General features: G+C 67.1%; 22 protein-coding genes. 12 read left to right on the top strand and 10 right to left on the bottom strand.

What is annotated here, in order from left to right:
- Positions 1–143 precede the first annotated feature (143 nt).
- Positions 144–770 (top strand): cytochrome c family protein, encoded by a 627-nt coding sequence (locus P0086_RS17535; RefSeq protein ID WP_275787857.1) that lies wholly within the window; start codon positions 144–146, stop codon positions 768–770.
- A gap of 123 nt (positions 771–893) precedes the next feature.
- Here P0086_RS17535 and P0086_RS17530 read toward each other — a convergent pair whose 3' ends face one another.
- Positions 894–1841 (bottom strand): AEC family transporter, encoded by a 948-nt coding sequence (locus P0086_RS17530; protein WP_112608885.1) that lies wholly within the window; start codon positions 1839–1841, stop codon positions 894–896.
- Positions 1842–2297: 456 nt separating this feature from the next.
- Between P0086_RS17530 and P0086_RS17525 the strand changes: the two genes are divergently transcribed.
- Positions 2298–2642 carry a hypothetical protein gene (locus P0086_RS17525; protein WP_112612649.1) on the top strand — a complete coding sequence of 115 codons (345 nt, stop codon included), beginning with the start codon at positions 2298–2300 and terminating at the stop codon, positions 2640–2642.
- Positions 2643–2710: 68 nt separating this feature from the next.
- On the opposite strand, the gene P0086_RS17520 is transcribed toward P0086_RS17525, so the two are convergent.
- Together P0086_RS17520 and P0086_RS17515 are read right to left on the bottom strand one after the other, a co-directional pair.
- Entirely contained in the window at positions 2711–3034 is a 324-nt protein-coding gene (locus tag P0086_RS17520; protein WP_112594420.1) for a hypothetical protein, read from the bottom strand.
- Positions 3035–3493: 459 nt separating this feature from the next.
- Positions 3494–3628 carry a hypothetical protein gene (locus P0086_RS17515; RefSeq protein ID WP_275787853.1) on the bottom strand — a complete coding sequence of 45 codons (135 nt, stop codon included), beginning with the start codon at positions 3626–3628 and terminating at the stop codon, positions 3494–3496.
- A 236-nt stretch (positions 3629–3864) separates the two neighbouring features.
- Here P0086_RS17515 and P0086_RS17510 point away from each other — a divergent pair, with 236 nt between their 5' ends.
- From P0086_RS17510 to P0086_RS17490, 5 genes are all read left to right on the top strand, one after another.
- Positions 3865–4557 (top strand): thermonuclease family protein, encoded by a 693-nt coding sequence (locus tag P0086_RS17510; RefSeq protein ID WP_275787851.1) that lies wholly within the window; start codon positions 3865–3867, stop codon positions 4555–4557.
- 143 nt (positions 4558–4700) lie between these two features.
- A complete protein-coding gene (locus tag P0086_RS17505; protein ID WP_275787849.1) occupies positions 4701–5279 on the top strand; it encodes a dual specificity protein phosphatase family protein in 579 nt (192 codons plus the stop codon).
- A gap of 164 nt (positions 5280–5443) precedes the next feature.
- Positions 5444–6727 (top strand): Hsp70 family protein, encoded by a 1284-nt coding sequence (locus P0086_RS17500; RefSeq protein ID WP_275787846.1) that lies wholly within the window; start codon positions 5444–5446, stop codon positions 6725–6727.
- A 224-nt stretch (positions 6728–6951) separates the two neighbouring features.
- Positions 6952–7356, top strand: a complete 405-nt coding sequence (locus P0086_RS17495; protein WP_275787843.1) for a hypothetical protein — start codon at positions 6952–6954, stop codon at positions 7354–7356.
- The gene (locus tag P0086_RS17490) at positions 7353–7538 is read left to right on the top strand and encodes a hypothetical protein (RefSeq protein ID WP_275787840.1); all 186 of its coding nucleotides are present in this window, start codon (positions 7353–7355) and stop codon (positions 7536–7538) included. The genes P0086_RS17495 and P0086_RS17490 overlap by 4 nt, the downstream gene beginning before the upstream one ends.
- A gap of 52 nt (positions 7539–7590) precedes the next feature.
- On the opposite strand, the gene P0086_RS17485 is transcribed toward P0086_RS17490, so the two are convergent.
- From P0086_RS17485 to P0086_RS17475, 3 genes are read right to left on the bottom strand one after another with little or no spacing between them, the layout of a single operon-like run.
- Complete coding sequence (locus P0086_RS17485; protein ID WP_275787837.1) at positions 7591–8526, bottom strand: U32 family peptidase; 936 nt, start codon at positions 8524–8526, stop codon at positions 7591–7593.
- Between the two features lie 8 nt (positions 8527–8534).
- Positions 8535–9512 (bottom strand): peptidase U32 family protein, encoded by a 978-nt coding sequence (locus P0086_RS17480; protein WP_148178938.1) that lies wholly within the window; start codon positions 9510–9512, stop codon positions 8535–8537.
- Complete coding sequence (locus P0086_RS17475; RefSeq protein WP_112612656.1) at positions 9503–10009, bottom strand: SCP2 sterol-binding domain-containing protein; 507 nt, start codon at positions 10007–10009, stop codon at positions 9503–9505. The genes P0086_RS17480 and P0086_RS17475 overlap by 10 nt, the downstream gene beginning before the upstream one ends.
- A gap of 110 nt (positions 10010–10119) precedes the next feature.
- Here P0086_RS17475 and P0086_RS17470 point away from each other — a divergent pair, with 110 nt between their 5' ends.
- Genes P0086_RS17470 through P0086_RS17450 form a run of 5 tightly spaced genes read left to right on the top strand, consistent with a single transcriptional unit; the run spans position 10120 to position 14628 of the window.
- Positions 10120–11631 (top strand): UbiD family decarboxylase, encoded by a 1512-nt coding sequence (locus P0086_RS17470; protein ID WP_275787831.1) that lies wholly within the window; start codon positions 10120–10122, stop codon positions 11629–11631.
- Complete coding sequence (locus tag P0086_RS17465) at positions 11628–12200, top strand: UbiX family flavin prenyltransferase (protein WP_275787828.1); 573 nt, start codon at positions 11628–11630, stop codon at positions 12198–12200. Before P0086_RS17470 ends, P0086_RS17465 begins: the two co-directional genes overlap by 4 nt.
- A 17-nt stretch (positions 12201–12217) precedes the next feature.
- Positions 12218–12757, top strand: a complete 540-nt coding sequence (mog, locus tag P0086_RS17460; protein ID WP_275787825.1) for a molybdopterin adenylyltransferase — start codon at positions 12218–12220, stop codon at positions 12755–12757.
- 28 nt (positions 12758–12785) lie between these two features.
- The gene (locus tag P0086_RS17455; RefSeq protein WP_112608861.1) at positions 12786–13457 is read left to right on the top strand and encodes a DUF542 domain-containing protein; all 672 of its coding nucleotides are present in this window, start codon (positions 12786–12788) and stop codon (positions 13455–13457) included.
- 4 nt (positions 13458–13461) lie between these two features.
- Complete coding sequence (locus tag P0086_RS17450) at positions 13462–14628, top strand: NnrS family protein (RefSeq protein WP_275787822.1); 1167 nt, start codon at positions 13462–13464, stop codon at positions 14626–14628.
- Between the two features lie 19 nt (positions 14629–14647).
- Here P0086_RS17450 and P0086_RS17445 read toward each other — a convergent pair whose 3' ends face one another.
- Genes P0086_RS17445 through P0086_RS17430 form a run of 4 tightly spaced genes read right to left on the bottom strand, consistent with a single transcriptional unit; the run spans position 14648 to position 17787 of the window.
- The gene (locus P0086_RS17445) at positions 14648–16045 is read right to left on the bottom strand and encodes a 4Fe-4S binding protein (protein WP_275787818.1); all 1398 of its coding nucleotides are present in this window, start codon (positions 16043–16045) and stop codon (positions 14648–14650) included.
- Complete coding sequence (locus P0086_RS17440) at positions 16042–16887, bottom strand: FTR1 family protein (protein ID WP_275787816.1); 846 nt, start codon at positions 16885–16887, stop codon at positions 16042–16044. Before P0086_RS17440 ends, P0086_RS17445 begins: the two co-directional genes overlap by 4 nt.
- Before the next feature lie 11 nt (positions 16888–16898).
- Entirely contained in the window at positions 16899–17240 is a 342-nt protein-coding gene (locus P0086_RS17435; protein ID WP_112594448.1) for a cupredoxin domain-containing protein, read from the bottom strand.
- A 1-nt stretch (position 17241) separates the two neighbouring features.
- Complete coding sequence (locus tag P0086_RS17430) at positions 17242–17787, bottom strand: iron transporter (RefSeq protein WP_275787813.1); 546 nt, start codon at positions 17785–17787, stop codon at positions 17242–17244.
- Positions 17788–17866 lie beyond the last annotated feature (79 nt).

Below are 17866 nucleotides of genomic sequence, written 5' to 3'. Positions count from 1 at the left end.
CTGCCCTTCACGATCGCGGAACGAGTGTCAAAAGGTCCCATCTCTGGCTGCACAATCACTGTTGCAACGAAGCAGCAAAAGACATAGGTTCCGCGCGATTTCAAGACTGGCGGCCATGCCGCCGTGTCCCTGGGGAGTGGTGGATGAATCCTTATGTGAACATGGGTGTGGGAGCCCTGCTCGGCACCGTCTTCGTGCTGATGTCGGTCTCGATAGCTTCGGAAGGCATATTCCATTCGGAGGCTCCCGAAAAGGAAGGATTCGCCATCGTCGCCGCTGAGGGCGCTGCCGAAGGCGGCGAAGAGGCCGCCGGCGCTGGAGAAGCGGCCGTCACGCCCATCGCCACGCTGCTCGCCTCGGCCGACGCCGGCGCCGGCGAAGCCGTCTTCAAGAAGTGTCAGGCCTGTCATAGCGGAGAGAAGGGCGGACCGAACAAGGTCGGCCCCGATCTCTGGGACATCGTCAACCGCCCGGTCGGCGCGCACGAGGGCTTCAGCTATTCGGCCGGCATGAAGACCTTCGCCGAAGGCGGCAAGGTCTGGGACTTCGATCACCTCAACCATTTCCTGATGGCACCGAAGAAGTATGTCGCCGGAACGGCCATGGGCTTTGCCGGTCTGAAGAAGGACGACGAGCGCGCCAACCTGATCGCCTACCTGCGCACGCTCTCCGACAGCCCGGCACCGCTGCCCTCGCCGTCCGCCGAAGGTGCCGCGGCAACGCCGCCGGCCGCTGCCGAGGGTGCGGCACCGGCCGCACCGGCCCAGTAACGACGTCGAGATCGCCTGAAATCGGAACCCGGCCATTGGCCGGGTTTTCTTTTTGTCCGTCGTCGACAAGCGTTGGAGGCCTGTCCAGTCCCCCCGCGCAATGCCTGCCGGGGTCTCGGGCCGCTAGGCCACCAGGAGCCAGGTCCAGAAGGAGACGCTCAGGGCCCCCGCCATCGTCGTCAGGGTGATGGTCGAGGAGGCGAGGCCGTGGCCGACGTTGAAGTGGTTGGCGAGCAACCAGGCGTTCACGCCGGTCGGAACCGAGGCGGTCAGCACCATCGCCGCGGTCCAGTCCTGATCCAGGCCGATCAGCCGGCAGGCGAGGTACACGCAGGCCGGCAGCAGGAAGAGCTTGAACAGTGACATCGCCACCGCAGGCGCCACGTTGCCGCGGATTCCGTACTTCACCAGCGCCATGCCGACCGAGATCAGCGCCGCCGGCGATGCGATCAGGGCGATCTGGTCGACGATGACCTTCCCCGGCCCCTGCAGCGGCACGCCGCCCAGGTGAAAGAGCGCGCCGCAGACGAGCCCGATCACCAGCGGATTGCGCACGAGGCTCCGGCTCAGCCCCATCACCACGTTGGAGACGCTCTGGGGCGGGCGCGTGCCCTCCCGCTGCTCGGCGAGCTCCATCAGCAGCGTGCCCGCGATCATCATGACGGGGAGGTGAACCGACAGCAGCACGGAGATTGCCACCAGGCCGTCCTTGCCGACGATATTGGAGACCAGCGGCAGGCCGATGAAGATCGTGTTGGCGAAGGCCGACGACACGCCGGCGAGCACGCCGACGCGGCGGTCGCGGCGGAAGGCGAGCGTGGCGACGAAATGGGCGACGGCCCAGGTCACGGCGACACCCGAGAAATAGGCGACCCAGATCCGCCAGGGCGCGTCTCCGGCGAACGTCGCCTCGGCAATGGTGCGGAAGAGCAGCACCGGCACGGCGACGCGGAAGACGAACTCGCCGAGCGCATCGCCGATCGAGGCGGTCAGATAACCGGTGCGGACAAGAAGCCAGCCCAGGAGGATCAGGGCGAACAGCGGGACTACGTTCAGTGCGACATCGGCCATGGGGAAAGAGCAAGGGAGCGTGGCGAAGGGGATCGAAGCGCCGCGGAAGCCGGCGCCTGCCTTCGATGCCTAAAGCATGCGGCCGGCCCGGTCCACCTCGCAGCCCGGCCAAACTGAAAAAAGCGGGGCCGTAACCCCGCTTCCTCATTCCCGGAGACGTCCGGGACGATATCCGCCGGCTGCCAGTACATCCGTGGTCAGCATCGTCGGACAAATCTCTGTCCGCCTCGCGGCGGGCGCCTTTGCAGGTTTTCTAGTCACCCACGGTTACAGCCGTGTGACATGTTCCGGCCCGGCATCGATGGCCTCAGCATCATCGGGTTTGGTTAACGGCCGGTTAACGCACCCGTCGCTTCGATGATAAACTGGCATGGCGGACCGAAATCCCGGCCTTGGGGAACCCGGGGCCGCCATTGCCAGTTTCTTGCCTGTAAACCCCGGATCAGGAGATTTCTCATGGTAGATGAAAAGCAGCCGCCCCGGCGCGCGTCACTCGGCGTCGTCGCCGGCGACAAGAAGACAGGCAAGGCAATCGAGGATGCGGCAGATACCCTGTCTGCGGACGCGGCGGACGCCGAAGCGGCAAAGGCCGCGATCACCGAGCAGGTGGCCATCCTGAAGGAGGAGGTCGCCCGTCTGCGCGAAAGCCTCGGCGTGATCGCGGAAAGCAGCGGCCAGTACGCAGTCTCGCGCGTGAACTCGGTGCGGGAGGAGGTGCGCGTCGCCGTTGCCGCCAATCCGCTCGGCGCGCTGTTCGGCGCCGCACTGGTGGGCTACCTGCTCGGGCTTCGGCGCCGCTGAACCATATTTGCGCAACAAGGACTTCCTGCACGTCGAGCGCCGTCCTCGCGGGCGGCGCTCGTGACGTTCTATCGCCAATAGCGGCTGCGCGGCGCCCGATCTTCGGCGCTGCCCAGCAGATAGCCGAGCACGACGCCGGCCAGTCCCGCCGTCAGCACCAGCGTCGACACCGCGGCCGGATGCTCGCGGGCGGCGTCGGCGACTGCGGCGCCTTCCGAACGGACATAGCCCGCGCCCTGCCTGGCGGCCGCGCGCACGGACCGTCCCGCCTTGCCGGCACGATCCCGGACCTCCTCGATCGCCTGCGACGACTGCGCCGCCACTTCCCGGCGCAACCGGTCGATTTCCTCGCGAAGGCTCGCAAGCTGCGCCTGGGCGTCAAATTCTGCCATGTCTCTTCTCCTCTTAAGGATCGATCAGCGTTCGCCCGTGGGTGGCAAGCAAGCCTGACGGCTGCCGGGCGGCCGACGGGAGCGGATCGCCAGGGCCACATGCCCGCGACACCGACAGAACGACCGAAGCGGCATTGCGGTTCCGCTCCGCGCTCCGGATCAGACAGCGCCTCAATTATCGTCCGTCATGCCGTCAAGGAGGTGATGATGCTGCCTGGTGGGCACCATTCACAACGGGCCACCATGCCCCAAAAGGAAGAACCCGGCGCTGTGCGGGCGCCGGGAGGTACAGGTTGGGGCATTTTCTGGGGTGACGCCGGCGCCACGTATGCGAATTTAAATGCAATCAGCATTTGCTCCAAGTAGAATTACACGCTCTAGCTCGAATTATCGAGTTCTATAGCTCTCCGGCCCGGCGCTGCACTGCAGATCGTCCTTCGGTGAAACTCTTCCGTCCGGCTATTCGGCGGCCGCTACCTGCTCAGCTTCGCTCAACTGCGAATAGTGATCGACGAGATCCGGAACGAGCGCCAATCCGAACATGACGGCGACGAACGTGACGAAGACCGTCACGGATAGGGTGGTGCGAATCATATCGGCCTTCCTTTCAAGGGATCAGGCTACACCATGGCGGATGGCCGCGTCGGTGCTTTCTGAACACCAGATGAACAAAAAACCGTTATCGGGGAAAGTAACGAAAAATATACGCCTGTCATGTGCGACGTGCGCCTGCCTGATCCCACGCGCCCTTCGCCGAGCCAGGCCTTTGACATCGGGCTGGAAGCGAGGGTACCAACGGCTGCCCATTCACGATCGATTCCGGACAGGCCATGCCCCCGAAGAAACAGCGCAAGCGCCGTTCGACAGCCCGGCGAACGACCGCGGCACGCGGCCGCATGTGGCCATGGTACGTCCTGGCCTTCACCATCGTCGCCGCCATCGTCGCCCGCGAAAACCTCGACGACCTCGCGGCATGGCTGCGACCCGGCAACACGATCCGTTCCACCGCGCAACCGACGGTCGCCTCCAGACCGAAACCGCCCGAACCGCCGCGGAGCGTGCCCAGGCGCGCCGTCGCCTCCGCGGAGCGCCGGGACGCTCCCGCCGCTCCCGCCACGGCCGATGCGCCGACCCCGGACCCGCGGCCGCCCGAGGCGATCCCCGGCGCCGGCGGAAGTGCTGCCTTCTTCTATTGCGGCATCAAGGAGGACAACTGTGTCGTCGACGGCGCCAACTTCATCTATCGCGGCGCGAAGATCCGCCTGGCCGACATCTATGTGCCGGCGACCAAGGAGGCGAAATGCGACCGCGAGCGCCTCCTCGGCGGCGACGCGAAGGAAGCGCTGCGGATCCTGCTCAACGCGGGCGATTTCGAGCTTGCGACCTGGAAGCCGATCGACGAGGACCAGTACGGCCGCAAGCTGCGGGTCGTGATCCGCGACGGCAGGTCGATCGGCGATGCCATGGTGGCGCGGGGGCTGGCGCGCCCCTGGACGGGCCAGCGGGAGCCGTGGTGCCCGTAAGGATGAAGCGTCCCGCGGCCTGGGGCGGGCTCGCCGGCGGGCGCGCGATGAGATCCTGAAAATCGTCTGCGCGCCACCCCTTCAGGTGGCTGTCAGGCAAAGGCTGCATTCAACGGGTGGTCTTCCACGGCGTGAGTGCGAGCATGCGTCTTCTTCCTGCCCGTAAATCCCTGACGGCATTGGCAAGGCTCTGCCTGCTCTCAGGGGTCATTCTCGGCGGCTACGCCGCAAGTCTGCAGGCGACCGGCAATTTCCATACCGTCATCGCGGGCGAGCTCTACCGATCGGCCCAGCCGAGCCCGGCGCAGCTCGAGAGCTATGTCAGGGAGCACGGCATCAGGACCGTCATCAACCTTCGCGGCGAGAATACCGACGCGCCCTGGTACGCGGCGGAGCGCGAGACCGCCCGCGCGCTCGGCATCCATCACGTCGATTTCCGCATGTCGGCCTCGAAGGAGCTTTCGACACGCCGGGCGGACGAACTCGTGGCCATCATGGCGGCGGCGGAGAAGCCGATCCTCATCCACTGCCAGGCGGGATCCGACCGGACCGGACTGGCGTCGGCGCTCTACAGCCTGCGCGTCGCCGGCCGCCGCGAAAGCGAGGCGGAGCGGCAGTTGTCGTTCTACTTCGGCCATGTGGGCATCCCGCACCTGTCGTCGGCCTATGCGATGGACGAGAGCTGGGAGACCTTCGAGGCCTACTACGCGCCGGAGGGCTAGCTCTGCCGCTCAGCGCGGTTGCGGGGTCGGCGCAGAGCGCCGCACCGTCGTCGCCATGCCACAGGCGCCGTGTATGACGGCCGCCGGACGCGCGGGCTTGCATTTGCCGCGCGGACATGGAAGGAGGCGCTCCCTTCCCGCCCTCGCGACACACCGGATCCGTCATGACGATCGCCTACGGCCTCGATTTCGGCACCACGAATTCCGTCCTTGCGACCGCCAGGGAAGGTACGACGCAGTCCGTCGTCCTGCACACGCCGGCCGGCGAGACGGACACGCTCAGGACCGCGCTCTCCTTCATGAAAGACGGCCTGCGCGAGCTGACCTGCGAGGCGGGGCCGGCCGCCATCGCCCAGTTCATCGACCATCCGGGCGAGTGTCGGTTCCTGCAGTCGATCAAGACGTTCGCCGCCTCGCCGTTGTTCCAGGGCACGCTGATCTTCTCCAAGCGCTACAGCTTCGAAGACATCATGCATGCCTTCCTGTCGCGGCTGCGCGACTATGCCGGGGCGGCGCTGGACCGGCGCGCGGAACGGATCGTCGTGGGGCGTCCGGTGCGCTTTGCCGGCAGCAATCCGGACGAGCGACTCGCCACGGAGCGGTACAACGCAGCCCTTGGCCGCTTCGGCTTCCCCGAGGTCCACCATGTCTACGAACCGGTTGCCGCGGCCTTCTACTTCGCGCGCAACCTCGATCGCGACACGACCGTGCTGGTCGCCGATTTCGGCGGCGGCACGACGGACTATTCGCTGATCCGCTTCGAGCGCCATGCCGGGCGGATGACGGCGACGCCGCTCGGCCATTCCGGCGTGGGCGTGGCCGGCGACAATTTCGACTTCCGCATCATCGACAACATCGTCTCGCCGATCATCGGCAAGGGCACGATGTTCAGGAGCTTCGACAAGCTGCTCGAGGTGCCCTCGAGCTACTATGCGAACTTCGGGCGCTGGAACCAGCTGTCGATCTTCAAGACGCTGCGCGATTTCGCGGAGCTGAAGAAGCTCGTCCAGACCAGCCTGGAACCGGAGAAGCTCGAGACCTTCGTCGAACTGATCGAGATGGACGAGGGCTATCCGCTCTATCAGGCGGTATCCGCCACCAAGATGCGGCTTTCGGCCGCCGAGGAGACGGAGTTCTTCTTTCCGCCGCTCGGCACGTCGGCACGCCGGGTCGTCCGGCGCACCGATTTCGAGAGCTGGATCGCCCCGGAACTCCAGCAGATCGAGAACGCGCTGGACGACGTGCTGACCAAGACGCACACGGCAGCCGGCGATATCGGCAAGGTGTTCCTGACCGGCGGCACGTCGTTCGTCCCCGCCGTCCGGCGGATCTTCGAGCAGCGCTTCGACCGGAGCCGCATCGAGAGCGGCGGCGAATTGCTCTCCATCGCCCATGGCCTCGCCCTGATCGGCGCGCGCGACGACATCGCGGACTGGTCGGCCACCTGACGAGGGCGCCCATCGGCCGCAAGCCTCGCCCTGCCGAGACCGCGATGCGGACAGTCGGCATGGGACAAACCGCACGCGGCCGCCTGTCGCCGCCTCTCCTGTTTGCGCAATACCAAAGAGCGACCGTGGCAAAGCAGTAGTCTGCTCCGGAAGACCACGCGCGTCTTGCATCCGATCGAGCAGAAAACGAGAGGCCGCCCGCTTCTGGCGGCTGGAGACAGTTCATGAGCGAAGCAGAGCTTACGGCCGTCGCCGGCGATGGCCACCGCACGCAGGGCAACGCCCTGAGCACGATCAGGCGTGTTCGCCGGATCGTTCTGGAAAGCGCCCGGGATTGCCGCTGCCGCGAGCGGGTCGCCGAGGCGATCAGCGGCCTGGAGGACTTCGAGGCGCGGCGCGAGCGAAAGCGCCTGACGGAGGCCGCACGGATCCAGCCGCGCAAGATCGTAGCCCTTCTCGAACTCCTCGCGGATTTCGATCCCGCCACGGCCGACGAAGGGGAGCTTTCCGAGGCGAGCCTGCTCCTCGACGATATCGCGTCCGAGGCGCGGCTGGGATCGAGCCTGCTGCACGAACTGGCCGGCCTGCGGGAGACGTCCGCCCCGGCCCCGCGAGGGACGCCACGATGAGACCGCATCTACACAACGACCGGGACCACCTGCTCGAACTCCTGATGGCGCCATCCTTCGCGCCGGCCGAAACCGCGCAGTTCATCGACCTTCTGGAGAAGGAAGTGGGCTACGGCGAGACCGCCGGCGTGCGGGCCCGGCCTGCGCGGCACAATGCCGAGGCCAGGGCAACACGGACCTGACACCGGCAGCGGCGCGGGGCCTTCATACCCCGGCCCACCAGGCGCCCGCCCCTCAACCGTGGCCCATCGCGGCGTTTCGGCCCCTGGCGATCCAGGCGGCCCCTTCCCGCTGGTGGAAGAAGCCGTTGGAGAATTCGGCGCCCGGGTAGATCCCGGTGAGCCTGCGAATGGCTTCCTCGCTCTCCATCTGCCCGTCCAGCACGGCGCGATAGAGGACGGCGACCGCGACCATGTCGCAGTCCTGCGGCGAAAGACGGACCCGCGCAATCCCGGCGCTCTTCAACGCCGCCAGCTCGTCGAGCAGAACGACACAGCTGTTCGACATGGTCTGCACGCCGTTCAGGACGAGGAACGACTGCCGGTCGAGGGTCTTAAGCGGCAGTCCGTCCGGCTCCTGCCCGCAGATGAACTGGCAGTTGTCCTTGCTCAGTCCCTTCGACCGCGCATGGGCGCAGCGCGCCGAGATGGCGAGCGGCATGCGGCCGAAGGCGAAGATCTCGAACGAGAAGCCCGGCATCTCCTGCAGGATCCGTTCGATGGAACTCATCGGCAGCTCGGGCGGCAGGCAGATGTTTTCGGCGCCGCGCGCCGCCAGGACCTTCGCGGTCACGGCATTGTAGACGTTGACCAGCGGTCCGATCGAGTGCGCCTTGTCCTTGACGAGCCCGAGCGCGGAAAGATCGTTGGCCTCGACCGGATGGTCGCTGTCACCGATCAGATCGCGCACATGGCGGCTCTCGCGTTCGAGCGTGACCATGGCGAGCGTCGACAGCGTCACCGTCTTGCCCGCCGCCTCCAGCCGCTCCACGACCTCGGCGACGTGCGGCTCGGTGAAATGCTGGCGCTTCGAGCAGACCGTCTCGCCGAGCGTCACGTGTTCGACCGGCGCCTCATCGGCGATCCGGAAATAGAAGTCCCGCCACTTCGGACCGTCCCAAAGATAGTAGACCGGGCCCAGGCTGAGCGCCGGCGTGCGTGCGTCGGTCATGATGTCTCCTATCGCCAGCGCTTGTCGTAGGCGCCTGCGGTGGTGCGCTGGCCTTCGCTCATCGATCGCAGGCGCGCCACCAGGGCGCTGCGCTCGCCGGCCGGAGCGGCGAGCGCCTTCTTCATCGAAGAGACGACTTCGGCGACATAGGCCTTGCCGCGCTGGCGTCCCTCGATCTTGAGCGCCGAGACGCCGGCCTCCCGCAGGGCGTCGAGCTGGTCGACGACGTCGAGCGACACCGGGTCCTCGAAGGCATAGCCGTGCGCATCGCCGATCTCGAAGCGTCCCTTGCAGAGCGTCGGATAGCCGGAGGCCTCGTCGGGGCCGAAGCGATTGATGGTGTAGGCGCCGAGTTCGGACACCATGGTGTCGCCGTCCTGCCGGTACTTCACGTGGCTCGCCGGCGAGCAGACGCCGTTCATGTTCGGCGATTTTCCCGTGGCGTAGGACGACAGCGAACAGCGCCCTTCCGCCATGACGCAGAGCCCTCCGAAGGCGAAGACCTCGACCTCGCAATCGATCTGCCGCGTCAGCCGGGCGATGTCCTGGACCGTCAGGATACGCGGCAGCACCACCCGCTTCGCCCCAAACGCCTCGACCAGGAAACGGATGGCGTCGCGGTTGGAGGCCGAGGCCTGGACCGAGACATGCAGGCGCTGGTCGGGGTATTTCTCGGCGACATAGGCCATCAGGCCGAAATCGGCGAGGATCAGGGCATCGGCGCCCAGGGCGACGGCGTCGTCGGCGGCCTGGTACCACAGGGCTTCGCTGCCCGCCCGCATGAAGGTGTTGAGCGCGACGAAGGTTTGGACCGCCTTGCTCCTGGCATAGCCGATCGATTCCTTCAGTTCGGGCCGGCTGAAGTTCAGGCCGGGGAAATTGCGGGCATTGGTCTCGTCGCGGAAGCCGCAATAGACGGCGTCCGCCCCGGCATCGACCGCCTCGCGGAAGGCCGAGGGCGTGCCTGCAGGGCAGATCAGTTCCATGTTGCATCCCTTTCCTCGAAGGCCCGCTTGCGCACATGGCGCGCAGCCCGCGCGACGAACGGCGCGAGCGGGCCGGCGAGGCTGCCGATTTCGGTCGGAAGGTCGATCGCGCTGTCATCGAGCGCGTTGCGGAGCGCCAGCATCGCCTCCATGTCGCCCGTGACCGAAAGCTCGCGCGAGAAGAACAGCGCATCCGCGTCGCATCGCCCTTCCAGCAGGCCGAGAAGCAGCACCAGCGGCCCCTCGATGCAGGCATCCGACAGGGGCCGCTTGGCCTTGCGCGAAACCTGCACCGTCTTTGCGGCCGGGACGACGAGGAAGTTCAACGGCAGGTCGAGCGGGCAGAAGAGATACCGGGTCTGCCGGTAGTCGCCGAGGCGTTCGAAGAGATCGGGATGGGAGCGGAGGACGCCGGAAAAGATCGTCCTGGCGACACGTTCGATCAGCCAGAGAGGCGCAAGATCGACGGGCGCAACCAAGGCGGGCGGAAGGGTCATGCGAAAGGCTTTCGACAGTGTACGGTCGCCCCAAGACTAGGGACAGGCGTCCCGTTGCAGTTTGAGCCAGGACAAAGACGCTCCAATTTTTCGACGGCAATTCTTCCCGAATGAAAGCCGATGTCCCCGTTCCGCGCCGATTCGACAGCCTCCAGGATTTCGTCGCCCTATTGGAAAGCAGGGCCAGGCTGAAGCGCGTCACGCGCCCGGTGTCGCTGGTGCACGAGATCACCGAAATCCATCGGCGCGTCCTGCACGACGAAGGTCCCGCCCTTCTCTTCGAAAAGCCGGTCGATGCGGCCGGCAACGTCCAGCCCATTCCGCTCCTTGCCAACCTGTTCGGGACGCGGGAGCGCATCGAATGGGGACTGGGCCTGGAAAGCGGCGGCCTCTCCCGCCTTGCCGAGCTCTTGGCGGACCTGCGCGATCCGCGGCCGCCGCGCTCGATGCGCGACGCCTGGCAAAAGCTGCCGCACCTGCGGGCCGCACTCGCCATGAACCCGCGTCCGGTCGGACGCGCACCCTGCCAGCAGGTGATCTGGCGTGGCGACGCGCTCGACCTCGATCGCCTGCCGATCCAGACCTGCTGGCCGGGCGAGCCCGGGCCGCTCGTGAGCTGGCCGCTCGTGATCACCCGGGCGCCCGACGACCCCGCGGACGTCAACGCCGGCATCTACCGGATGCAGAAGCTGGGGCCGGACCGTCTCATCATGCGATGGCTGGCCCATCGCGGCGGCGCACGCCACCACCGGCTGTGGCAGGCGAGCGGGCGCGACATGCCCGTCGCCGTCGTCATCGGCGCGGATCCCGCCACCATTCTCTCCGCCGTCATGCCGCTGCCCGACGGCATGAGCGAACTGAACTTCGCGGGATTGCTGAAGGGCAGGCGGCAGCACGTCGCAACCGGCGTGAGTGTTCCGTTGCCGATCCCCGCCACCGCCGAGATCGTGCTCGAAGGCACGGTCTCCGCAAGCGAGACGGCGGAGGAGGGTCCCTTCGGCGACCATACCGGCTACTACAACAGCGTCGAGATCTTTCCGGTGATGACGCTGTCGGCGATCACCATGCGGAAGAATCCGCTCTATCTCTCCACCTATACCGGCCGCCCGCCGGACGAACCCTCACGCCTCGGCGAGGCGATGACGGAACTGTTCGTGCCACTGGTCAAGCGCCAGTTTCCCGAGATCCGCGACCTGTGGATGCCGCCGGAAGGATGCTCCTACCGCGTCATGGTGGTGGCGATCGACAAGCGCTACGCCGGCCAGGCGCGGCGCATCATGATGGGGCTCTGGTCGATCCTGCCGCAGTTCAACTACACTAAGATGATCATCGCCGTGGACGGCGACATCGACGTCAGGAGTTGGCAGGACGTGATCTGGGCGCTGTCCACGCGCTTCGACGCCAGCCGCGACCTCGTGCTCGTCGAAAACACCCCGATCGACTATCTCGACTTCGCCTCGCCGAAATCCGGCCTCGGCGGCAAGCTGGGCCTCGATGCCACGACGAAGATCGGCGCCGAGACCGACCGCGAATGGGGGCGGGTGCTGGCGATGTCCTCCGAGGTAAAGGCCAGGGTGGACGGCATCTGGGCCTCGCTGGGGCTCGGCGAGGCAGGGTCATGATCGAGCGCGTCATCGTCGGCATCTCCGGCGCGTCGGGCGCGGCGATTGCCGTGCGGATCGTCGAGCAACTCGCGTCGATGCCGGATGTCGAGACGCATCTGGTCGTCTCCGACGCGGCCCGACGGACGCTCGATCTCGAGTGCGGTGCGGATGCCCTGGATCGTCTGCGGGCACGCGCCCACAAGCACCATTCCGTCACCGACGTGGGCGCGTCGATCGCCAGCGGCTCCTTCCCGGTCCGGGGCATGATCGTGGCACCCTGTTCGATGCAGACGCTGTCTGCGATCGCCACCGGGCGGGCCGATACGCTTCTGACGCGTGCGGCGGACGTGCAACTGAAGGAGCGGCGCCGGCTGGTCCTGCTGGCGCGGGAAACACCGCTTCACCTCGGCCATCTGCGCAGCATGTGCGCGGCGACGGAGATGGGAGCGATCATCATGCCGCCGGTGCCGGCATTCTACCATCGGCCGCGTACGGTGGACGAGATCGTCGATCACCTGGCCACCCGCGCGATCGATCTCCTGGCGCTTCCCTCCGGTCCGATCGCCCTGCCCTGGCAGGGCCAATAGCAAACAGGAGAAGCGCAATGCCGAAGGAAACAGCGGTCAGGATCGCGATCGTCACGGTGTCCGACCGGGCAAGCCGGGGCGAATATGCCGATGTGGGCGGGCCCGAGATCGATGCCTGGCTGCGCTACGCCATCGTCACCCCCTTCGAGACGATCCGGCGGCTGATCCCGGACGGCAAGGAGTCCGTGCGCAGCGCACTTATTTCGCTCTGCGACGAGGAGGAGGTCGATCTCGTGCTGACGACGGGCGGGACGGGCCCCTCGCCGCGCGACGAGACGCCCGAGGGCACGAGGGCGGTGCTGGACAAGGAACTGCCGGGCTTCGGCGAACAGCTGCGCCAGGCCGGCCTCGCGCAGACGCCGACCGCGATCCTGTCGCGCCAATTGGCAGGCGTGCGCGGCAGGACCCTGATCGTCAACCTGCCGGGTCGGCCCGCGTCGATCCGGCTGAGCCTCAACGCCGTCTTTCCCTCCATTCCCTACTGCCTGGACCTGATCGGCGCCGGGCGCATCGAGACCGATCCCTCGCGCATCGTCAGTTTCAGGCCGAGCCGCTAGGGGCCCCACAGCACACAAGGAGACAAAAATGATCGAGATAACCCCGGACAAGTCCGTCAGCGCGATTTCGGCGACGCTGCCGGGTGCTGCGGAACTGTTCCGCCGCGCCGGCATCAATTTCTGCTGCGGCGGACACGTGACGCTGGCGGATGCGGCAACCGAGGCCGGGCTTTCGCCCGAGGCGCTGGTCGCGGACCTCAAGGCGCTGGTGGCCGCAGCCCGGCGCGACGCGCCGGAAGAGACGGGGCTGCTGATCGAGCACCTGATCAACCGCTACCACCTCGTCCACCGGAGCGAACTGGAATGGCTCATTCCGCTCGCCCAGAAGGTCGAGCGCGTTCACGGCGACAGTCCGAATGCCCCGAACGGCCTGGCGAATGCGCTGATCGCGCTGCGCGAGGAACTCGAAAGCCATATGCGGCGGGAGGAGCAGGTGCTCTTTCCGATGATGAAGCGCGGCGGCAGCGCGACGATCGGGGATCCGCTGGCGCAGATGCGCCACGAGCATGGCGATGCCGCAAAGCTCCTCGGCGTGATCGAACGCGCGACGAACGGCCTGAACCTGCCGCAGGGCGCCTGCGGCTCCTGGACGGCGCTCTATACGGGCCTGCGCAAGTTCTGCGACGACCTCGTGACCCACATGCTGCTGGAAGACGCCGTGTTGTTCCCGCGCTTCGAGCAGAAGGCCGCTTCCGCCTGATGCCGTGCGCAGACGCGCAATAGATCGCCCGTTCTGGCGGGCGCCGCACCGGCCGCTGTTCGCCTTCGCCGGACTGTGGGCAGTGGTTGCGCCGCTGGTCTGGCTTCTGCCCGACGGGATCGCAGCCGATCCCGTCGGCTGGCACCTGCACGAGCTGATGTTCGGAACGGGCGGGGCTGCAGCCGGCGGCTATCTGCTCACGGCGCTGCCGGCCTGGACCGGGAGAGGCCCGGCGCCGGCGGGGATCGTGCTTGCGCTGTCATTGCTCTGGATCGTCGGGCGCCTCGGCCTTCTGCTGTCGGAAATGGTGCCGCCGATCGCCGCTGCAGCTGCGACATCGGCCTATCTCGTGGTGCTCGGCACCTTCATCCTGCGTGAGCTTCTGACGTCCCGGCTCTGGTCCAGGCTCTGGGTCGTCGCGCCCATCCTGGGATTGATGCTGGCGGATGGTCTGCTGGTTTCCGGTGCCGCGCAGGGGCGGACCGGCCTCTGCGGCGTCCTGCTCTTTGCCCTGCTGATCAGCGCGATCGGCGGACGCGCGGTGCCCGCCTTTACGCGCAGTTGGCTCGAACGACGCAAGGCTGCGACCGATTTCCGCGATGGCCGGTGGCTCGGCCGCCTCGGCATCGGCGCGCTCATGGCAGGCGGGGTGGCGGCGCTCGCCGATGCGGGCAGGCCTGCCGGGATCCTCCTCGTTCTCTCCGGAACCTTGCAGCTCGTCCGCATGGCCGGCTGGCGGAGTTTTCGCACGGTGCGCTACCCTGCCCTTCTGCTCCTCCATCTCGCCTGGCTCTGGCTCCCGGCCGGCTTGGCGCTGGTCGGCCTGGCGCTGTTGTCACCGCAGACCCTGACGCTCCCTGCGGCGTTGCACGCGCTGACCATGGGGGCCATGGGAACGATGATGCTCGCCATCATGAGCCGCGCCGCCATGGCCCGGCAGGGCGACCGGCTCGTGCTGTCGCCTGTGCTTGCATCAGCCTTCGCCCTCGTTTGGCTGTCGGCCCTCATCAGGATCGTCGCCGGAAGTGCCACTGCGGAAGCGGCGGTGCGGCTTGCAGCGTTCTTCTGGGTCGCCGGCTGGGCCCTCTTCCTCTGCGCCCACCTCCGGTCGCTGCTGCGTCCGGCGCCCCGGCCGGTGTTCAGCGCGCGCATCGGCACTCCTTCGCCATAACCGAAGAGATGCGCGCCGGCTACCAGACCCAGAAGAACAGGATCCACGACCCGGCCGCAATCGCCCAGGCCAGCGACAGACAGGCCATCGCGGCGATGCGGCGAGCGCGGCTTGCGGTGTAGAGCGCGCTGACGCGCCATCCGAGATAGGCGCTCCAGACCGCAGCCAGAAGCAGAAAGCCCGCCCGCAACTCCGCAACGAAGGGGATGACGATGCCGTCGGACCGCAACTGGGTGACGGTCATTGCGGAGAGCCCGAGGAACAGGCCTGCCCCGGCGAGCGGGATCAGGGTCTGCGCCAGGTGGTGAAAGCGGCGGCCATCCCAGCGGCCAAGACAACGGACGGACAGGGCCACCGACAGCGAAAGCATGGCCCCCAGGGCGATCGCCGACATCAGGATATAGGTCAGCAGCAGCGCACCATCGACGATCGTCAGCACGTCGTTGCGCCCCGGATAATTGGTCAGGATCCACCAGGGCAGCGCCTGTTCGAGCGGCGCCACCCATCCGATGTCGATCAAGAACAGGCCAAGCGCCTGCTTTGCGGAAACGAACCAGGGGCTTGCGCTCCAGTGGAAGGCGCCGACCGCCAGGCCCAGCAGGCCCGCCAGGATCAGGACCGTCTCGGCCGGCTTCGGAACCGTCCCCGCGACGTGGATGATCTCGTGGTTCGGCGACCGGCGCGCCAGCGAAATGGCGCCGCGGAAGCCGCTGCAGCGGCCGCACATGTGACAGTCGCTCGCCCCCCGCATCGTCCGCAACGGCACCAGCGGCGCACAATCGACCGCGCCCGGCTTCTCGCCCCGCTCCTGCGACAACCGCCAGAGAAAGGGATCGGAACGGAAATGCAGCGGGGCCAGCTTGGCCATCAGGGCGAAGACGCCCCCGACCGGGCAGAGATAGCGGCACCAGACGCGCTTGTTGCGGCCATAGGCATAGCCGACCGCCATCGCCGCCACGGTCGATCCGCCGAGGATGAGGGCCGCGGGCTTCGGGTACTGATAGACGCTCGTCATCTGGCCGTAGACGGTCGTCAGCGCGAATGCCGTCGTCGGCCAGCCGGACCATTGCAGCCATTTCGGGATCGCACCGCCCCGGCCGTGCCGGCTGGCGAACTCCGAGAGCGAGCCTTCCGGGCAGAGCAGGCCGCACCACATGCGCCCGACCAATGCGGTGCCGAGGATGACGAAGGGCCACCAGATGCCCCAGAACATCAGTTGCGCGAAGCGGGTGAGGTTGTTCCATACGGTTGCGGTGCGGTCCGGCAGCGGCAGCCACAGCGGCACGACGAGAAGGCCGAGATAGAGCACCACCACCGCCCACTGGGCCCGTTGTATGTGACGGCGGTGGCGGAACAGCCAGTCGCCGACCCGTCTCCACGGATCGGCCCGCAACGGTGGCGCATGGTACATGTTCATGACACGGCCGCAGCCCTTCGCGGCAGCCAGGACCCGAGCAGGCTGACGACGAACCAGTAGCCGCCGAAGACGATCACCGGCAGCAATTCCGGCCGGGCGCGATAGCCGGTCAGGGTGGCGAGCAGGCCGCCGACGCCGCGTGCGTCGTCCAGGAGCCACGACGTGTCCCACAGGGGCTGTGAGAGCGGCGACAGGACGTCCAGCGAAATCAGCCTGTCGAGGCCATTCATCAGGAGCGAGCCGGCGAGGACGAGCAGCATCGCCTCGCTGACGCGGAAGAACGCCTTCCAGCTCAGCGCGCGGGCGCCGAACTGCAGGGCGACATAGAGGCCGATCGCCGCGGCGAATCCGAGCCCGGCGGCGGTCACCGCCGCGAGATCGACGCCGCGCCCGGACGAGGCGAGGATGCCGTAGAGAAAGATCGTCGTCTCGCTGCCTTCGCGCGCGATGGCCAGCGCCGGAATCAGCAGCAGTCCCCAGCCGCTTGCGGCAGACAGGGCCTGGCTGGCGCGCCCCTCCAATGCCCGCCGCGTACCCGGCCCCTGCCGCCGCATCCAGTAGACCATCTGCAGGATGAGCGCTGCGGCGACGAGCACCATCGTCGCCTGGAAGTAGTCCTGGCGGTCGCCGTCGAGCCACTCGCCGACGAAGAGGATCACGCAGGCGATCAACAGCGCCGCCAGCAAGCCGGTGACGATGCCGGCGCGCAGCCAGAGCGCGCCCCTCGTCCTGTCTGCGGCCGGCTGGCGCTGCAGCCAGGCATGCAGGACGCCGATGACCAGCAGCGCCTCCACACTCTCGCGCCATACGACGAGGGCAATCTGGATCATGGTGCCTGACATCGGTCCGTTCCTTACCTGGCAATCAGCCTTGCCGGCGGCATATCGAGGTGGAAATCGTCGAAGAACTCGTATTCGCCCGGATCCAGCCTGCGGATGACGATGAAACTGGACGCGCCGGGGCCCAGCACCTTCTCCTTGCGGAGGACGATGCTCTCGAACTCGACGGGGCTTTCGCCGACGTTGTGAAGCTCGAGCTTGAAGCGCGTGTCGGCCGGCACGACGAGCTCGGACGGCGCAATCGCGCCGTCCTTGAACTCGATGACGAAGACGGGATCGTCGTCGGCGCGGGCGCTGCCGATCGATGCCGCCAGGGGAAGGACGGTCGCGAGAAGGGCCGCAACCAGCCGGCGCATCTCAATACCCGCCCTTCTTGCCGGTGCCGGTGAAGGCGAACTCGTAGGAAAGGGTCACGGGCTCGGGCCAGGGGGCGACGCCCGTCTCCTTGTCGACATGCCGGCCGAAATGGCCGTGCCCTTCGCTGCTGCTGTTGACGACGAGCTCCAGGCGGTACTTGCCGGGCCCCTTGAGCTTGACGTTGTCGCCGTAGTGGGGACCGTCGCTCGCCACCATGGTCATGAGCGTGCCGCTAACCTCCTGGCCGTCGTCGATCCTGGTCAGCCGATAATCGATGGCAAGGTTCGGCAGCCAGTCGCCTTCGGCAAAGCCGTTCGTGTTGTCCGCGGTGGCGTGGATGTCGGCCTCCAGATGGATATCTGTCTCGCTGGCCGGCGCCATCATGCCTTCCGGCTCCATTTCGATCGGCTGGAGATAGACGGCCGCGATCTCCATGCCGCTGACGAGCTTCGGCTCGCCGATCGGATACTCCGCAGCGAGGGCGGACTGGAGCGACAGGCCGAGAAGGCCGATGCCGGCGAGGGAAAGCGAGCGAGATAGACGCATGAGATGTCCCCGTTAATATGAGATAACGGGTCATGTTTATGCGCGATCAGGGGCAACGCTGTTTGCGCTGGATCAAACA

Origin of the sequence: Mycoplana sp. MJR14, from assembly GCF_029210525.1 — a bacterium.
GTDB lineage: Bacteria > Pseudomonadota > Alphaproteobacteria > Rhizobiales > Rhizobiaceae > Mycoplana.
This window is presented reverse-complemented; position numbering and strand designations above follow the sequence as displayed.

What these genes read in the sequence shown, in the direction of transcription:
- P0086_RS17510 (WP_275787851.1), top strand. Translation starts at nt 3,865, where the DNA reads ATGCCCCCGAAGAAACAGCGCAAGCGCCGTTCGACAGCCCGGCGAACG.
- P0086_RS17480 (WP_148178938.1), bottom strand. Translation starts at nt 9,512, where the DNA reads ATGGAACTGATCTGCCCTGCAGGCACGCCCTCGGCCTTCCGCGAGGCG.
- P0086_RS17500 (WP_275787846.1), top strand. Translation starts at nt 5,444, where the DNA reads ATGACGATCGCCTACGGCCTCGATTTCGGCACCACGAATTCCGTCCTT.
- P0086_RS17465 (WP_275787828.1), top strand. Translation starts at nt 11,628, where the DNA reads ATGATCGAGCGCGTCATCGTCGGCATCTCCGGCGCGTCGGGCGCGGCG.
- P0086_RS17490 (WP_275787840.1), top strand. Translation starts at nt 7,353, where the DNA reads ATGAGACCGCATCTACACAACGACCGGGACCACCTGCTCGAACTCCTG.
- P0086_RS17440 (WP_275787816.1), bottom strand. Translation starts at nt 16,887, where the DNA reads ATGTCAGGCACCATGATCCAGATTGCCCTCGTCGTATGGCGCGAGAGT.
- P0086_RS17515 (WP_275787853.1), bottom strand. Translation starts at nt 3,628, where the DNA reads ATGATTCGCACCACCCTATCCGTGACGGTCTTCGTCACGTTCGTCGCC.
- P0086_RS17520 (WP_112594420.1), bottom strand. Translation starts at nt 3,034, where the DNA reads ATGGCAGAATTTGACGCCCAGGCGCAGCTTGCGAGCCTTCGCGAGGAA.
- P0086_RS17535 (WP_275787857.1), top strand. Translation starts at nt 144, where the DNA reads ATGAATCCTTATGTGAACATGGGTGTGGGAGCCCTGCTCGGCACCGTC.
- P0086_RS17525 (WP_112612649.1), top strand. Translation starts at nt 2,298, where the DNA reads ATGGTAGATGAAAAGCAGCCGCCCCGGCGCGCGTCACTCGGCGTCGTC.
- P0086_RS17430 (WP_275787813.1), bottom strand. Translation starts at nt 17,787, where the DNA reads ATGCGTCTATCTCGCTCGCTTTCCCTCGCCGGCATCGGCCTTCTCGGC.
- P0086_RS17445 (WP_275787818.1), bottom strand. Translation starts at nt 16,045, where the DNA reads ATGAACATGTACCATGCGCCACCGTTGCGGGCCGATCCGTGGAGACGG.
- mog (WP_275787825.1), top strand. Translation starts at nt 12,218, where the DNA reads ATGCCGAAGGAAACAGCGGTCAGGATCGCGATCGTCACGGTGTCCGAC.
- P0086_RS17470 (WP_275787831.1), top strand. Translation starts at nt 10,120, where the DNA reads ATGAAAGCCGATGTCCCCGTTCCGCGCCGATTCGACAGCCTCCAGGAT.
- P0086_RS17455 (WP_112608861.1), top strand. Translation starts at nt 12,786, where the DNA reads ATGATCGAGATAACCCCGGACAAGTCCGTCAGCGCGATTTCGGCGACG.
- P0086_RS17475 (WP_112612656.1), bottom strand. Translation starts at nt 10,009, where the DNA reads ATGACCCTTCCGCCCGCCTTGGTTGCGCCCGTCGATCTTGCGCCTCTC.
- P0086_RS17495 (WP_275787843.1), top strand. Translation starts at nt 6,952, where the DNA reads ATGAGCGAAGCAGAGCTTACGGCCGTCGCCGGCGATGGCCACCGCACG.
- P0086_RS17485 (WP_275787837.1), bottom strand. Translation starts at nt 8,526, where the DNA reads ATGACCGACGCACGCACGCCGGCGCTCAGCCTGGGCCCGGTCTACTAT.
- P0086_RS17505 (WP_275787849.1), top strand. Translation starts at nt 4,701, where the DNA reads ATGCGTCTTCTTCCTGCCCGTAAATCCCTGACGGCATTGGCAAGGCTC.
- P0086_RS17435 (WP_112594448.1), bottom strand. Translation starts at nt 17,240, where the DNA reads ATGCGCCGGCTGGTTGCGGCCCTTCTCGCGACCGTCCTTCCCCTGGCG.
- P0086_RS17530 (WP_112608885.1), bottom strand. Translation starts at nt 1,841, where the DNA reads ATGGCCGATGTCGCACTGAACGTAGTCCCGCTGTTCGCCCTGATCCTC.